The 14525-nt window shown below is 61.5% G+C and carries 16 protein-coding genes; 8 read left to right on the top strand and 8 right to left on the bottom strand.

Annotation, left to right across the window (positions count from 1 at the left end):
* Positions 1 to 118: 118 nt before the first annotated feature.
* Complete coding sequence (locus AC0L8G_RS18095) at positions 119 to 1957, top strand: peptidoglycan DD-metalloendopeptidase family protein (protein WP_473385550.1); 1839 nt, start codon at positions 119 to 121, stop codon at positions 1955 to 1957.
* Positions 1958 to 2248: 291 nt separating this feature from the next.
* On the top strand, positions 2249 to 3529 hold the full coding sequence (locus AC0L8G_RS18100; protein ID WP_473385551.1) for a hypothetical protein: 1281 nt from the start codon (positions 2249 to 2251) through the stop codon (positions 3527 to 3529).
* 7 nt (positions 3530 to 3536) lie between these two features.
* On the opposite strand, the gene AC0L8G_RS18105 is transcribed toward AC0L8G_RS18100, so the two are convergent.
* On the bottom strand, positions 3537 to 3818 hold the full coding sequence (locus tag AC0L8G_RS18105) for a 7(1) septoil knot domain-containing protein (protein WP_473388906.1): 282 nt from the start codon (positions 3816 to 3818) through the stop codon (positions 3537 to 3539).
* A gap of 401 nt (positions 3819 to 4219) precedes the next feature.
* Here AC0L8G_RS18105 and AC0L8G_RS18110 point away from each other — a divergent pair, with 401 nt between their 5' ends.
* Entirely contained in the window at positions 4220 to 5740 is a 1521-nt protein-coding gene (locus AC0L8G_RS18110; RefSeq protein ID WP_473385552.1) for a DEAD/DEAH box helicase, read from the top strand.
* A 239-nt stretch (positions 5741 to 5979) separates the two neighbouring features.
* Positions 5980 to 7044: a GGDEF domain-containing protein gene (locus AC0L8G_RS18115; RefSeq protein ID WP_473385553.1), complete on the top strand. Its 1065-nt coding sequence runs from the start codon at positions 5980 to 5982 to the stop codon at positions 7042 to 7044.
* Here the strand turns inward: AC0L8G_RS18115 and AC0L8G_RS18120 are convergent.
* Positions 7041 to 7622, bottom strand: coding sequence for a DsbA family protein (locus AC0L8G_RS18120; protein ID WP_473385554.1), 582 nt, complete (start codon positions 7620 to 7622; stop codon positions 7041 to 7043). The genes AC0L8G_RS18115 and AC0L8G_RS18120 overlap by 4 nt on opposite strands.
* A gap of 89 nt (positions 7623 to 7711) precedes the next feature.
* Here AC0L8G_RS18120 and AC0L8G_RS18125 point away from each other — a divergent pair, with 89 nt between their 5' ends.
* A complete protein-coding gene (locus AC0L8G_RS18125; RefSeq protein WP_473385555.1) occupies positions 7712 to 8068 on the top strand; it encodes a winged helix-turn-helix transcriptional regulator in 357 nt (118 codons plus the stop codon).
* 22 nt (positions 8069 to 8090) lie between these two features.
* On the opposite strand, the gene AC0L8G_RS18130 is transcribed toward AC0L8G_RS18125, so the two are convergent.
* Positions 8091 to 8531: a hypothetical protein gene (locus tag AC0L8G_RS18130; protein WP_473385556.1), complete on the bottom strand. Its 441-nt coding sequence runs from the start codon at positions 8529 to 8531 to the stop codon at positions 8091 to 8093.
* A 65-nt stretch (positions 8532 to 8596) separates the two neighbouring features.
* On the bottom strand, positions 8597 to 9436 hold the full coding sequence (locus AC0L8G_RS18135) for a division plane positioning ATPase MipZ (protein ID WP_473385557.1): 840 nt from the start codon (positions 9434 to 9436) through the stop codon (positions 8597 to 8599).
* Between the two features lie 106 nt (positions 9437 to 9542).
* On the opposite strand from AC0L8G_RS18135, the gene AC0L8G_RS18140 reads away from it, so the two are divergent.
* On the top strand, positions 9543 to 10388 hold the full coding sequence (locus AC0L8G_RS18140; RefSeq protein WP_473385558.1) for a fimbrial biogenesis chaperone: 846 nt from the start codon (positions 9543 to 9545) through the stop codon (positions 10386 to 10388).
* A gap of 5 nt (positions 10389 to 10393) precedes the next feature.
* On the opposite strand, the gene AC0L8G_RS18145 is transcribed toward AC0L8G_RS18140, so the two are convergent.
* From AC0L8G_RS18145 to AC0L8G_RS18160, 4 genes are all read right to left on the bottom strand, one after another.
* The gene (locus AC0L8G_RS18145) at positions 10394 to 11158 is read right to left on the bottom strand and encodes an SPOR domain-containing protein (RefSeq protein WP_473385559.1); all 765 of its coding nucleotides are present in this window, start codon (positions 11156 to 11158) and stop codon (positions 10394 to 10396) included.
* 122 nt (positions 11159 to 11280) lie between these two features.
* Positions 11281 to 12063 (bottom strand): hypothetical protein, encoded by a 783-nt coding sequence (locus AC0L8G_RS18150; RefSeq protein ID WP_473385560.1) that lies wholly within the window; start codon positions 12061 to 12063, stop codon positions 11281 to 11283.
* Complete coding sequence (locus tag AC0L8G_RS18155; RefSeq protein ID WP_473385561.1) at positions 12063 to 12494, bottom strand: DUF1489 family protein; 432 nt, start codon at positions 12492 to 12494, stop codon at positions 12063 to 12065. The genes AC0L8G_RS18150 and AC0L8G_RS18155 overlap by 1 nt, the downstream gene beginning before the upstream one ends.
* Positions 12495 to 12525: 31 nt before the next feature.
* Positions 12526 to 13497 carry a lysozyme gene (locus AC0L8G_RS18160; RefSeq protein WP_473385562.1) on the bottom strand — a complete coding sequence of 324 codons (972 nt, stop codon included), beginning with the start codon at positions 13495 to 13497 and terminating at the stop codon, positions 12526 to 12528.
* A gap of 456 nt (positions 13498 to 13953) precedes the next feature.
* On the opposite strand from AC0L8G_RS18160, the gene AC0L8G_RS18165 reads away from it, so the two are divergent.
* Together AC0L8G_RS18165 and AC0L8G_RS18170 are read left to right on the top strand one after the other, a co-directional pair.
* Positions 13954 to 14178: a hypothetical protein gene (locus AC0L8G_RS18165; protein WP_473385563.1), complete on the top strand. Its 225-nt coding sequence runs from the start codon at positions 13954 to 13956 to the stop codon at positions 14176 to 14178.
* A gap of 98 nt (positions 14179 to 14276) precedes the next feature.
* Complete coding sequence (locus AC0L8G_RS18170) at positions 14277 to 14525, top strand: PEP-CTERM sorting domain-containing protein (RefSeq protein ID WP_473385564.1); 249 nt, start codon at positions 14277 to 14279, stop codon at positions 14523 to 14525.

The following is a 14525-nucleotide window of genomic DNA, read 5'->3' on the forward strand; positions in this document are numbered from 1 at the left end:
CGCCTCAGCATGCAAAAAATTGCGGGCTTTGGCGAGGCATGCGAGAATGAACCTCCGCGGCCGCCGCAAGGCTGGCCAGATTATTGAATGGACCTAGGCAGGCGGCGATTAGGCGCGGATGACGAACGAGTTTGTTCATACAGGTCAGACCTTTACGGGGAGCGGTGACGCTTACTGCCCGCTTGAGCGCAAGCGCCGCGGTCCGGCGGCGCTGATGGCCGCGCTCAGCGTCATGGTCGCCGGCGGGGCCTTTTTGATGTTTTCCGCCGCCAGTACGCCACACCAAATCGCCGAAGCCCCGAATGCCGGGGCAAGCGGCGAAGGCCGGATCGCCCGGGCGCTGCCGGTTGAAGCCGCCCCGGCTACGCAACTCTCCGAACCGCTTTCGGGCGCCGCGCCGGTTGAAAAGCCGGCACTTTCCGTCGCCGACGCGCTGGCGGAATCGCGCGCGGCCCGCGCCAATCTGAAACAGGAATTGGCGCTTGCCGGCGGCGGCGAAAAGCCCGCGCAGTCCGGCGGGTTTGTTCCCAGCCTGAAGCCAACCCTCAACGCCGCCGCTGAACCGGGTCTTGTTGAAACGGCCGGCGTCGCGCCGAGCCTGAAACCGGTAGCCCAAGTCGCACCGGCGCCCGCGCGTCCGGCGATGATCGGCGGCGTCGTTTACGCCTCCGCTGACGACCAGCCGCCGCCCTTCTTTTTCGAAAGCGACATCACGCGCAATGAAATCCACCGCACGGCGCCCGCTATCGCGCTCGCTGCTGACATGGCGCAAGAGCCCGCAGACATCCGCATCCGGATCAATCGCGGCGAAAACTTCGTTGATGCGCTGAAGCGCGCCGGCGTGAGCGCGGCTGACGCCAACACCGCCGCCTATGCTTTCGGCAAGCACCAGAATTTGCGCCGCCTCTTGCCCGGACAGGAACTCGCCCTGACGGTTGGCTGGCGCAATCAGACCTTGTTTGAGCAGGCCGCGGCCGCAGACTCGCAAGCCCAGCTCCTGGCGCTTGAGTTCCGCGCCGATCCTGAAAACCGCATCCTCCTGCATCGCGAGAGCGATGGCGGCATGATCGCGGAAAAGAAAACCGTGCCGCTGACGACCCGGGTGATGTCCATCGCCGGACAGATCAATGGCAGTCTTTATCTCTCCGCCAAACATGTGGGCGCGCCGGACGAAATCATCGCCAATCTCGCCGACGCCTTTTCCTATGATGTCGACTTCCAGCGCGAGATTTTCGGCGGCGATGAATTCGAGGCGATTTTCGAAGTCCGCTATGATGATCGCGGCAAGATGGTCACCGCCGGCGACATTCTTTACGCGCGGCTGAAATGGCGCGGCCGCTCTCGCGAAAAAGGCTATTACCGCTTTTCCGAAGATGGCGAGCATTCCGATTTTTACGACGCGACGGGCCAGAGCGCCAAACGCCTGTTGATGAAAACCCCGATCGACGGCGCGCGGCTGTCTTCCGGCTTCGGTTCGCGCAAGCATCCGATCCTCGGCTATCGCCGCGCTCATAAGGGCGTCGACTTCGCGGCCCCGCGCGGCACGCCGATCAAGGCGGCGGGCGACGGCACAGTGGTGCGCGCCAACCGCTATGGCTCTTTCGGCAATTACGTCAAAATTCGTCACGCCAATGGCTATGAAACCGCCTATGCGCATTTGAACGGCTTTGCGCGCGGCATTCGCGCCGGCAAGCGCGTGCGCCAGGGCGACATCATCGCTTATGTGGGCACGACCGGCCGCTCCACCGGACCGCATCTTCATTACGAAGTGCATCTGCGCGGCTCGGCGGTGAACCCGCAACGCCTCAAGATCGACACCACCGGCAAGACGCTTGAAGGCGATGCGCTTGCCCGCTTCAAGGCGGCGCGCGCGGCGATCGACGCCATGCGCATGGCGCCTGAAGAACGCGAAGCGCTCTACGCCCGCGAAAATGGCGGCGCGCAAGGGGCCCTCTAAAAATCGGGCGCAGTCCAGTCGTATCGACGCGGCGTATGTCATGCCGTTCGTCTCCATTGAGGTTCTGACCAATTGAAAGTTCGGCGGCCGCGCAAACAGCGTTTCCCGGCGCCGATGAAGATGATCATACGCCCTGCGCGAAGGGCGGGGATAAAATAAATTCAACTAAATTTCGCTTGAAGGGCTTGCGTCGCCCGATAGTTGCATCGCGACGGCGGAGTTAACCGGGCCTTCAGCGCCGCGCGGCTAGGCTGCGCACCCCGTAGTTGTGTAATTCGAGGCTAGTCTGGCATGCCGTCAGCGAAAAACCTGCTGACCTATCTCGCGCCCGCCGCATGCGCCGCCGGGCTGGGCCATCTCGCTTGGCAGACCGGCCTGCACTGGAATGCGCCGTCGGAAGAATTTCGCATGCTCTGGCTCGCGGGCGATTTCTGGACCCAGGGCGGCAATCCTTACACGAATGACTTCGCCGTCGCCGCAGCCGATCAATCGGTCTGGCGCGCGGCGCCGAACTGGTTTCCCCTCGCCGCGCTTGCCTCACTTTTCGACCCGCTGACCGGCGCGCGCGTCTGGCTGCTTTTCAATGCGGTTTTATTGCTCGGCGCCAGCGCGCTCAACGTCGCCGCCTTCCGCCAGATGGCCGCGCAGTCGGCGCTGTTTGGCGAAACGGAATTCGCGTCGCTGTTGAATAGCCTGTCGCCATTGATGTTGTTCATGCTGCATGCGGGGTTCATGGCGACCACGCAGGCGTCGGGTTTCGCCATCGCGTCCGGCGGGTCATCGCTCCTGATATATTTCGGCGCGAGCCTTGTTTTATACGGACTGGCGGCAAAGCATGATGTGGCCGGCGCCGCCGGCGTCGCCCTGGTGATGCTCAATCCGCCGCTCGCCCTGATCGCCGTCGCCGCCCTCGCCCTGTCCGCCTTTGGCCGCCGCGCCATCGTGCTGGGCGGCCTTGTCAGCTTCCTCATGGCCGCGCCCGTGTTGGCGATGACGCCAAGCGTCGATATCGCCGCCGCGCTGATCGCCAGCGCCGGACAACATGCGCAACTGCCCGCCAATCTGCCCGCGGCAATGACCGGTCTGCGCCATGTCCTCTGGGTGATGGGCGCGCCGGATCTCGGCGCCCGGTTTTTCATGCTGCTGGCGCTCGCAGCGGTCTGCGCCGCCGGTCTTGCCGGGCGCAAGCGCATGCGCCCGCTCAAAAGCATCGACACTTTCATGATCGCAGTCTTTGCCATCCTCGCAATCGCGCCACTGCATGTTGGCGACTGGGCGCTGATCGGACTGGCGCTCCTTTACTGCGCGGCGCTACGCCCGCCGCTGGGCGCGGCCATGCTTGCGGCGGCGTTTTTTATCTGGCGCGCGGCAAACCTGCCCGGTCTCGCTAACGACGCCGGCGTGCTCGCCATGTCGCTCGCCGCAGGGGTCATGTTCGCCGCAATGTTATGGGCCGCATTTTTCGCCCCGGTCCCGAAACCGGTGCGGCGCGCCCGACCGCCGCAGAGCCAGAATCTGGGCGACAATGTCGTGCTGTGGTCGACGCTGATGAAAAAGCGGCGCAACGCATAAGCGCGACTTAGGGCGCGCCGGGAAAGCTCGTCACGATCTTGATCTTCACATCCGGAAAACTGTCCACATACTGAATTTTGGTGTCCGGAAAGCTCGTCACGATTTTCCATTGACCGCAATTGCTCGGAAAACTCTCGACATATTGCACATTCAAATCGGGAAAACTCTGCACGATTTGCACCCTGACATCAGGGAAGCTGTCGACGATTTGAATGTCGCCAAACAGCGCGAACCCCTTGAAGGCGCAGGCTTCTTTGTCGAAACCGTCACTCGCGACGGCGTTCGGCATTACGATCAGGAATGAAATGACAGTGATCGCCAATAGGTCACGCATATGGTGATTTTAGGCAACATTGCGCACACGGACCAGCCTTAAACGCCGGCAAAAGCCCCGCAAACATTGACTCACCTGTGAAAGCGTCCTACCTGCAGCACCGCAATGTTGCGATGCAGCGCGCGCACCCGACTCTCCAGAGCGGATTGTCCCAATATAAGACGCAGCGCTTTTCCGCATCCGCACCGGCTTCGAGATCTTCGGCGTATCGCCATTTGATCCGGCCCATTGCACTGATGACGCATCGCTTCCACGGCGGAAGAGCGGGGCGTTGAATGAACAACAACCCCGCCGATGCGAAGACTGATCCGAAGCGTCATAAGTGCGCCGCATCAGTACAACCCCACGGAGACTGAATGTCCTTTGCCGAACTCGGCTTATCGCCGAAATTGCTCGAAGCTATTGCTGCAGCTGGTTACGAGAACCCTACCCCGATCCAGAAAGAAGCGATCCCGCCCGCCCTCGCCGGCCATGACGTGCTCGGCATTGCGCAAACCGGCACGGGCAAGACCGCCTCGTTCACCCTGCCGATGATTGAGCGCCTTTCGAAAGGCCGCGCCAGAGCGCGCATGCCGCGCTCCCTCGTGCTCGCGCCGACGCGCGAACTCGCCGCGCAGGTCGCGGAGAACTTTGAAAAATACGGCGTCAACCACAAGCTGACCATGGCGCTGCTGATTGGAGGCGTTTCCTTCGGCGATCAGGACGCAAAATTGATGCGCGGCGTCGATGTGCTGATCGCGACCCCTGGCCGCTTCATCGACCAGTTCGAGCGCGGCAAGCTTCTGCTCAACGGCATCGAAGTCATGGTGATCGACGAAGCCGACCGCATGCTCGATATGGGCTTCATTCCCGATATCGAGAAAATCTTCAAAATGACGCCGATGACGCGCCAGACCCTGTTCTTCTCGGCCACCATGCCGCCGGAGATCCAGCGCATCACGGATCAGTTCCTGCACAATCCTGTCCGCGTCGAGGTTTCGCGCCCGGCGACCACCGCCGACACGATCACGCAACGCATCATCCGCGTGCCCGGCAAGGACGACAAGCTGAAGCGCAATGTATTGCGCGAACTGCTTAGCCAGGATGACGTCAAGAACGGCATCATCTTCTGCAACCGCAAATCGACGGTCGATATCGTCGCCAAGTCGCTGCTCAAGCATGGCTTCAATGCGCGGCCGATCCATGGCGATCTGACGCAATCCTTCCGCACCGAGACGCTGGAAAAATTCCGCAGCGATGAATTGCAATTCCTGGTCGCTTCCGATGTCGCCGCTCGCGGTCTCGACATTCCGGCGGTGAGCCATGTGTTCAATTTCGACGTGCCGATTCATGCGGATGATTATGTCCACCGCATCGGACGCACCGGACGCGCCGGACGCAAGGGCGCGGCGATGATGCTGGTGACCCCGGCGGATGGCAAACATCTCGATGCGATCCTCGCCACCACCGGCGCGACAGAGATTGAGGCGCTGGATTTCAGCAAGTTTTTTGAAGAAAACCCGGCCTCGGAAAGACCTTCGCGCCGCAAGGAAGAAGGCGGCCGCGAAGCCCGCGGTTCACGGCGCGGCGGACGCTCAGGCGGGCGCTCCGGCGCCAAACGCGCCAGCGAAAAGCCCGCTGGCGAAGAAACGACCAGCGAAGCCAAGAACGATGCAGCCGGCGAAACAGCGGCGGCGAAAGAGCCGGCCGCTGAACAGCCCGCAGCAGAGGCTCCGGCTGAGGCCAGCCCGGCGCCGGCGCCGCGTGAACCACGCCAACCGCGCGAACAACGCCGCCGAAGCGGCGAAGGTCGGGCGCAACCGCGCCAGCGCGAAGAAAGCGTCGTCGGCCTTGGCGATCATGTGCCTGCATTCATGATGCGCGAAGTCGCCCGCTAGGGCGCGGCTTGCGCAATCCGGCCTGCCGGTTTGCGCGCCGCATTAACTGCAAGCGCGCAGGAACATATGCTGAAAGCTATGTATTGCCTGCGCGTTCAAGGCAGTTTTAATTTGCCGTTAATTGAGGTTATTCAACGGTTTGCCTACAGGCGCAGCAAGCGTCTTAGGCAATCCTTTACTGCGCCTGACTAAGCTCGCCCATTCGGGGAGAGGCACCCACGGGACAAATTTGGGGCGTCATGAGTTTAGAAACAGATACGAGCCACCGCTTTGCCGAGCTCGCGCTTGCAGCATTGAAAAAGACTGGCCTCGCCGCCAGTCCGCGAAATTACGAGCTTTGGTATGCGCATGTGGAAGGGAAGAACCCTTCCCTGTCCGCGCATGTCCAGAAAGCGATGGATGCCAAAGGGAAAGTCAGCCAGGAAAAGGCTGACGCTCTTTATAAGAAACTTATTCAGCAAACAGACATATCCAACGATGTGATAGAGCTGGTGACGCGCTTCCATAGCGAAGTCTCCGAGCTTTACGATCTGGTGGAGCAGAGCGGCGAAAACGCACAAGGCCACTCGGCGAAACTGTCCGATATTTCCGACCAATTGCAGGACTCGTCGCAAGCCTATCCGGCTGTCGGCGCGCTGCTGGAAGGGGTGATTTCGGTCGCCAAATCCATGCGCGAAGAAAACGAGCATCTCGAGGCCCGGCTCGCCGCATCGGTGGAAGAGGTCAATTCCCTTCACCGCGACGTCGAGACGATCCAGCGCGAGGCCATGCAGGATGCGCTGACCGGCGTCGCCAACCGCGCCACATTCGATCGCTCTCTTGAAAAACATATGAGCGAAGCGACCGAAAACGATCAGCCTCTATCGCTGGTCCTGTGCGACATTGATCACTTCAAAAAATTCAATGACACCTGGGGGCATCTGACCGGCGATCAGGTTCTGCGGCTTGTGGCCGAAGTCATGAACGCCAATGTCAAAGGCATGGACTTACTGGCGCGCTATGGCGGCGAGGAGTTCGCCGTGGTCCTGCCGGGCACGAGCCTGGACAACGCCCACAAGGTTGCGGAGAAAATCCGCATCGCCGTGGAAGCGCGCCGATTGCGCAAGCGCCGAACCAATGAAGATCTCGGCGCCGTCACCATGTCGATGGGCGTCGCGGCGCTGCATGCCCGCGATACGATGGACAGCTTCATCGAGCGTGCGGATGCATGTCTCTACGCAGCAAAGGGCGCGGGGCGAAACCGCGTCTTTGATGAAGATGAGCTCAAAGCGCCAGCGGACGACGTCCGCAAGGGCGCGGCTTAAACCGCCGCGCCGGCATCCTCCGCCAGAATGTGAAACCGGTCATGGCCCCAATATTTTTGGGCGCCCATGACCGCAAAAGGCACGCCGAACACGCCATCGCCTTCGATCATCTGGCGATGGCGTCGCATGGCGTCGGCCACTTCGCCATCATCCTGGGCGGCGGCGATCTGCGCAGGATCCCATCCGGCTTTCTCGGCGCAGGCTTCCAGCACTGACAGGTCAGACACGTCGCGGCCCTTGCCCCAGCGCGCATCTGAGACCGCCAACGCAAAATCCAGTCCCTTTCCGTCAATTTCGGCGGCGACCGACGCCTTGTTGGCGGCGGTCATGTCCACTTCGAACGGATTGGGCGGCCTGATCGGCAGCCCAAGCCGCATGGTCATGCGCGGCGCATCCAGAAAGTAATAGGAAAGCTTGAGCGGATTTTGCGTCGGGTCGACGAACGCATGGCCCTCCGGCGGCCCGGTGAAAGGAATCAGTTCCGCCGCCAGGCCAGATCTCTTCAGAAAGTGCAGCCCGAGCCGTGAATAGGGACTGCGAAACCCATGATAGACGCGGATGCTTGATGTTGAGGTCATGCAGCTCTCCCTGATCAATAATCACTTGCATTTTGCAAGTTACTGAGAGAAAGCGTAACTTGCAATAAAAAAGTGACCTTGGAGTCCTTGTGCCGAAGCAGCCGACCTTTCCGCGCTCACCCTGCCCGCTTGCGGTGTCGCTCGATATCCTTGGAGACAAATGGTCGATGCTGGTCATTCGCGATCTGTTTCGCGGCGTCGCCCGGTATAATGAGTTTCTGAAATCGCCCGAAGGCGTGACGACGAACATTCTCGCCGAACGATTGAAGCGGCTTGAAGAGCACGGGCTGATTACAAAATCCGCCTATCAGGAAAATCCGGTTCGCTATGAATATGCGCTGACGAAAAAGGGCCGCGCGCTGGGGCCGGCGCTGCGGGAGATCGCGAAATGGGGCAACGCCCATTATCCGGGCACTTTTGTTCTGCCGCCGACAGCAAAGGGCTGACCCTACTCGCCAAGCCGGCGCATCAGGAAGTCGCGCGCCTCATTGATCTTGGCGGCGAGGTAGTCCGTACCCCCTTATCGGGATGCAATTGCGCGATGAGCTTTCGGTGGGCTGCGCGCACTTCGTCAGCATTGGCGCCGGGCTTTAAGCCCAGCACGGACAGCGCCTCTTCCTCATTCATTCTTTTCGGCAAAGGCGCAGGCGTCGGCGCGCCTTCCCCGTCAGCGGCGCCGGCGCGGTCCCGCCAGGCCTCAATCGCGGTGACGCCGCCCACCGCGACCAGCACCATAAAGGCCAGCGGCCAGAGCTTTGCCGCAAACAGCACCGCAACAAGCACCAGCCAAACCACAAGTTTCATCGTCGTCATCTGCCGCGCGCCCTGATTGCCGTTGCCCGCGAGACGGAACAGCAGCCAGCCCGCAGCCCCGATAGCAACTAAAATGGCGAAGACAGCAAAACCCATAGAGGCCAGCATAGCTGCTTCGCCGCCGCGCGGCGACGCGAAAAGGACCGCGTCTTGAAAGCAGCCTAGGCTGCGGCGGCCTCGCTCGCAGTTTCGGATTTTTCACCGGCAGGCAGGTTGAGCGACGCCACCAGCGAGCGGATTTCAAGCCGCGCCGTGACATGGCTCATGGTCGAAAGCCGCACCGAGGAATCAACTCCGCCGAGATCCAGCAGGGTCAGGCCGATGGGAAACAGCTCGCGATAGATCACCCGATCGCCAAATCCGCGCGCCAGCCTGAAATTGATGCGCGAAGACAGCTCCTCGAGCTTGTCGCCCATGGTCTTTTTATTGCGGGCTCTGGTGGCGGAAAGCCGGTTGCGCATGACCACCCAGTCAATGCTCTCCTTCACCCCCATCATCGCGCGCCGCTTTCTCGCGTCCCAGACCATCTCGCTGTAAAGGCTTGGGCCGATCACCCGGCCGGTTTCCGGGTCGATGCGGGCGAGCAGGTCGAAATCGACGAAACTGTCATTCAGGGGCGTCACCACCGTATCCGCATGGAGATGCGCCAGACGCGACAGATGGGTGTTCGCGCCGGGGCAGTCGATCACCACAAAATCGCAGTCCGCAAGCGAGTTCAGCGCCGTTTTGAGATTGTCGGTTTCCGTCTCCTGCGCCTTTTTGCGGCTGTCGAGACTGGAGGGCAGCACCTCAACCAGCTTAGGAAATACAAGCTCTTTCCCTTTGATTTCGCTGAATTTTCTTCGATTTTCGATATATCGGGTTAAGCTCCCCTGGCGGAGGTCGAGATCGATTGCCCCGACCTTTTTCCCCGAGCGCAGCAACGCGACAATGAGGTGCATCGCCGTCGTCGATTTGCCCGAGCCGCCCTTTTCGTTACCGAGGACGATTACATGAGTCATAGGGAGCATCTCTTGATCGGCCCCGAAGGGCCGGTTTGCATGGATTTTGATTACAGATGGGAAACTCTCACCCTGTAATTTCGACTGTGAGACGATTCTGGGTCCCATGGCGATAGTGAACACAAATGGTCGCTGGCGCGGCTGGCGCAAGCTTTTGGCGGGCCTTTTCAGCCCCGCTGCGATGCTGCTCGCCTCGGGCCCGGCGATGGCCGATATGGGCCTTGCGCCATTGCGCCATGTGTTGAGCGCCGAACATCCGAGAGCTGAATTCGTTGTTTCCAACCCTTCCGACCGGATTGTCGACGGGCGCGTCAGCTGGATTGATCTGGCGGCGGCGGAATCCGGCTATGAGCCCGCCCTGCCCGAGCTGCGTGAGACGCTGAGCGCCGCGCCCTATCTCGTCGTATCGCCGGCTCATTTCCGGCTGAAGCCCGGCGGGCGCCAGACCATCAGCGTTGAAATCAAGAAGGGCGCGAAGCCGCCCAAAGGCGAACGCCGCTCGCACCTCCTTATCGAGACCGAAGCTGCGCGCACAGCCCTGCGCAAGGCCAGCAATTCCGGGTTGCAGGTTGATGTGGGGCTCGGCATGTCGGCGCCGGTGATCTTGCGCAATGGCGGCAAAGCCGATGCGGAAATCGCCGACGTCAAACTGCTGCGCGACAATGACGGCATGTTGATGCTGCAAACCATGATCGCGCCGGATGGCGAGCTATCGAGCTATGGCCGGATGGTGGTCACCTTCCAGCCAAAGGGCGGTGAAAAGGAATTGCTCGGCATTCGCGACAATGTCGCCGGATTCACCGACGCCAAACAACGCAAGGTGACCATGCCGTTCGGCTTTGTTTCTCTCGGCGAGGGCGAACTTGTGGTGCGCTATGAGGGCGCAGCGGAGTTCGAAGGCGTAGTGTTCGACCAGCGCGAATTCGACATCAAGCCGCCGCCGCAAGACTAGTCCGGCTAGCCGCCATTCTCCGCAAGCGACAGGCGTTCGCCTTCAAAGCTCGCCACCGAACAGAACAGCCCGCTATTTTTAAGCTGCCCGCAAAGCGCTTCCGCCTTGTCGCGCGCAGCGAAACCGCCGCCGATCAGGCGCAGGAACTTGCCCTTGCCGTCAATCGTCACCGCTTCGACGCGCGGCTCAAGCAGGCCAAGCTCATCGGGGTTTTCACGCTGTAGCTGGCGCCAGCCCGAGCGCGCTTCTTCCATATGGCGGTAAGATGCGAGGTGCACGCCGAACAAGACGCTTTCGGTTTTGATGTCGCCGCTTTCCGCTTCGTTCTCGAACACGGTCTCGTTCGACGCAAAGGTCGGCTGGACCAGCCGCGGCGCCGTTTCAACCGGCACATCGGTCTTGGCGAGCGCCGGCGAGGCCGCGTCATCGACAACCGCCGTTGAGGGCGCGGGCCGGTCTTCGACAAGATATTCCGGCTTTGGCGGCAAGGCCGCCTGCATTTCCTGCTCGGCGGCTAGCGCCGCGTCCGCGGCGGCTGTGCGGTCACGCTCGCGCTGCAGGGAAAGCACTTCATTGGCGAGACGCGCATTCTGGGATTTGAGGCGCGACACCTCCGCTTCCAGCGATGCAACCTGCATTTGGGTTTCTTCCGCATCCTGCTGGGAATGCGTCAGCGGAGTCGCGTCCTCGCCCTCGGCGCCCAGTAAGGACGCGCAAGCCGAGAGCAGCGCAAACGCAATTATAGCGCCGGTGTTCCTGATAAGAGCCAAGGGCCCGTTACTCCCTGAAAAGTCAGTCAATATCGAGAATCGTTACTATCATAGTCATCCGCCGCCGGGCGTCCAAGGCCAAGACTGCGCGGCGGCGAAAAATCCTCGCGAAACCGACTTTTTCAGCCCGCAGCGCCGGCGGCGTCTTCCCGGCTGAAATCCAGCGGCGAGAAGCTGAGCCCTGCATCGGGGCTGTCTTTCTCCAAAAGGCCGACTTCATAGAAGGCCGCGGTGCCGCCGACCGGCGCGCCGGCGGTGAAGGCGAGGATTTCCTCGATGCCGTCATTGTCGAAATCGGCGTTGGCGAGCTCATGGATGGCGATGGAAAGGTCATCCGCTTCGACGCGCCAGACATGGCCCTGCCCCTTTTCGACGCGCAAGGCGTCAGGCCCAGCGACAGATTCGCCAAACTTCATGGCGCCGGCGAAGTCCGCCACTTCTTCCGCCTGCGGCGAGCCGCTTGTGAAATAGGAATGTTCGGCTTTGCTTGCCTTGGTGAGCATGGAGAGCGCGCCGCAAGCCCGGATGAAATAGGCTTCGCGCCGCATGTCGCGGGACGTCGCCGCGTACCAGCCGTCAAACCGCGCTTCGCGAAAGTCGCGACAGGTGCGGCATTCGGCGGGCGCGACGCTCAAATTTGTCGGATGCGCCATGGTGACGGTGATTTCCGCGCCGAGGCGATCGACCACAGCCATGTCAGACATACGCTGGATCTGCGCGCGCGAATAGCACCCGGCGGCGATGCCGGCGAAAAGCGCGAAGTCGCCCTTCAGGCAGACTTCCTCCATTGCGGGCGAATGCGAAAGATCGCGCTTGTCCGTGTCGCCAAAGGGCTGCGTCATCACCGCGACACCGGCCGCGCCGGCTGCGCCGATCCCCATTACAGCCATCTTGAATGTCGACATTACAACAGCCCCAATTCTGCGAGCGCTCGTCCCAGTTCCGGCGGCGGCGCTTTGCGCCCCCGTGTTTTCAAGTCCTTCGGCGCATCTTCGCCGGAAAGATAACGCCAGCCCTGAAACGCACGGCGCGGCTGCGCCTCGGTCAGAACACAAACAGGATCGAGCAGGATCGCCGTGCGCTCGATTTCATCCGCCCCCGTCCTTCTTTCAAAACCGGTGATCGCCTGGCGGGCGAGTATCGCGCCCTTGATCACCCAGTAAATCGACCCGCCATTGAGCAACTCCGCCTCGCGGCGCGGATGCATGCGCGTGACATGATCATGGACTCGCCCAAGCCCCGATTTTTCGTTCACCGCGACGCGGTATTCGATACGGTGAACAAGATCTTCAACGCCATCGGCGCCGGCGCAGAGTTTGACGAGATGCAGCGTCATGGCCCGGTGTGTTGAGGGGGCGAAGCGCCCGTTATTCCGCCACGCGCAATCGCGCGAGGTCGCGCGCGCGCTGGCGTTTCAAATCGTGGCGCGCGGCGCGCTTCACGAGGATGTACAAGATGAAATACGACATCGCCGCGCCAATGCCGGCGAGCCAGATCGGCAGGTTTTCGAAAATCGTGGTGAAGCGGTCATAGGACAGGCCAATCGCTTCTGCGACGCCTGGCGCTTCCTGGCCAAGCAGCAAGATCGCGCCGACGCATGTCATGGCGAACGCCAGCAATCCCGCCAGCATGGCGCCGAAGGTGACGCCCATATCGGCGCGCTCTTCGGCTTTTGAAATGATCATCTTGGACGGGTCGCCGGACAGCGCCTGCGTCGCTGCGAACAGCGCACGGGTTCTGGCCGCGCGTTCTTCCGGCATCAGCGCTTTCTTTTCGTCCGATTTGTAATCGTCATAATCGACCATCGCCTTCGCGTTCAGCACCCGGTCGGATACGAATTCCGGCTCACACTCCGCCGCTGGATTAACATCCGAGGTCGGAACAACCAGCGCCGCATCGGTCGGCATCAAGAACAGCGACTTTTCCGCCGCGCGTCTGCGCACCAGCCCGTCCAGCGTGACGAGTTCATTATTGACGAAGGCTTTTGTCCAAAGCTCGAAAGCGTTCGCCGCGCCAAGCTTGTCGCCTGCATTCAGCTTGCGAAGCGTGGTCGAGCGGCGCCAGTTATCCTCGCCAATATTGAAAATCAGCGAAACTATGGCGTCATGTTCGTTCTGATTGAGGGGCGCGCGAACCGTATCGCCGATCAGCTGTTCGATTGGTTTCACGTCGTCTTTAAGCAGACGTTCCGCATCCCCCTCGGTGACGCTCATGCCATGGCGCGCGCTGCCCGTATGGCCATAGCCGACGGTCCATTGTTCGGTCGGGGCGTAATGCGCTGACATGCGCAGACCCTCATACCCCTTGATCAGATTGAGACCGGTCTCTCCCGTCCGCATCAGACCCCTCGAACCCCTCTGGCCATTCACTTCCGCAAGCGCGCAAGTCGTACTCAGGAAGCCACACCCGCGGAACCCGGTGTTTTCCGCGGCTTCCCCCAATTAAACACCGTTAACGATTCCTATCACGCCGGGGCCCGATTGGGTAGACGGAGCCCCATATCCGGGGGGAAATTCCGCGCCAAAGGGCGCCAAAACGGCACAGGCCGCACCGCGCGCGGGACGGCACTTGCCCTCCGTTTTATCCACAGGGTCGGAAAAGCCTTCCTAAGCGGCTGATTTCAAAAAACTTTCCATGATTCGACACAGCTCCAGCGCCGGGTGATTCTGGCACAAGTCTTGTGTGTAAAGCCCCGGGAGAGCCTGTCCGCGGGCGAGCCACGTCCGGATTTGGCCAAGGCCAGCCCCCGGGCCTGGCCTCAGGGGTAAAGCGGTGAAGGCGTTTCGAGGTGAGATATGTTGGGTAACGGGATCACGAACATCATCGCGGCGGCGATCATCGCCCTGGCCATTGTGTGGACAGGCGGCTTTGGCGGCGACCGAAACAAAGGCGGCATGTCCGAAGAAGAGTTCGCCGCCTGGTATGCGCGCGCCGTCGGCGACATCAATAACGATATTGTCGTCAATTGCGGCTGCTGCGGCGATGAAGGCCCCCGGAGGGCCGCCGCCGAGTCTTTTTAGCGCCCCGTCCGGTTCCGACCAGGCTCGCCGGATATAATCCGGTCGCCCCACAGGAAACGCGGCGGGTTCCGCCAACCACTCCTCTGCCAGTCGCGCCGGTGTCGGTCACGGACGAACCTGCGCCGCCGATGTACACGCCGCGCTGGCCGTATTTCCCGCCGGTGATCGTGCCGCCGGTCTATATTCCCCCGGTCGAACCGCCCTGCGACGAAGACAATCCCGATGACAAGGATTGCGACGAACCGGAAGAACCGCCCGTCGATGCGCCGGAACCCGGCTTGCTGTTGATCTTGATGCTGGGCGGCGGACTTTACTGGCTGCGCCGGAACCGTCCGCATACCGCGTAA

The organism is Hyphococcus sp. D3-15 (assembly GCF_055809375.1).